Below are 853 nucleotides of genomic sequence, written 5' to 3'. Positions count from 1 at the left end.
GGCCGTGCGGGTGATTCGCGTTGGTCGGCGATGTCGGCCTTGTAGGTGACGCCCAGCAGAAGGATCTTGGCGTCCTTGAGGGCGCGTCCCTGGCGGTTGAGGAGCTGCTGGGCCCGCTCGACCACGTAGCGGGGCATGCGCTCGTTGATCTCCTGGGCGAGCTCGACGAAGCGGAACGGATAGCCCAGGGAGCGGACCTTGTAGGACAGGTAGTTGGGATCGATCGGGATGCAGTGCCCGCCGACACCGGGCCCGGGACGGAAGGCCTGGAACCCGAAGGGCTTGGTGGCCGCGCAGTCGATGGCGTCCCACAGGTCGATGCCCAGTTCGTGGCAGAACACGGCCATTTCATTGACCAGCGCGATGTTGACGTGGCGGTATGTGTTCTCCAGGAGCTTGGCCATCTCGGCCTCGCGGGTGCCCTTGGCCTGCACGACGCGCTCGACGAACTTGCCGTAGAAGGCCGAGGCTGCCGAGGCGCACGCGGGGCTGAGACCGCCGACGATCTTGGGGGTGTTGCGGACGCCGTAGACGGCGTTGCCGGGGTCGATGCGCTCGGGAGAGAAGGCCAGGTGGAACTCCTCGCCGGCCGACAGGCCGGAGGTCTCCAGGATGGGACGCACGACCTCCTCGGTGGTGCCGGGGTAGGTGGTGGACTCCAGCACCACCAGCGTCCCGGGCTCCAGATGCCGGGCCACCGTCTCGGCCGCGCCCCGCACCGCGGTCAGATCGGGTCCGCCCTCCTCCGACAGGGGAGTGGGCACACAGATCACCACCGTCCGGGCACCGTCCAGGACGTCCTCGTCCAGGCTCGGCGTGAACCCGGCCCCCACCATCTCCTCGACCTCCGCCG

General features: G+C 68.8%; 1 protein-coding gene. It reads right to left on the bottom strand.

What is annotated here, in order from left to right:
* Positions 1–853: nucleotide sugar dehydrogenase (locus E1291_RS41535; RefSeq protein WP_131743490.1), on the bottom strand; the 853-nt coding region annotated here is incomplete at both ends.

The organism is Actinomadura roseirufa (assembly GCF_900659635.1).
GTDB lineage: Bacteria > Actinomycetota > Actinomycetes > Streptosporangiales > Streptosporangiaceae > Spirillospora > Spirillospora roseirufa.
This window is presented reverse-complemented; position numbering and strand designations above follow the sequence as displayed.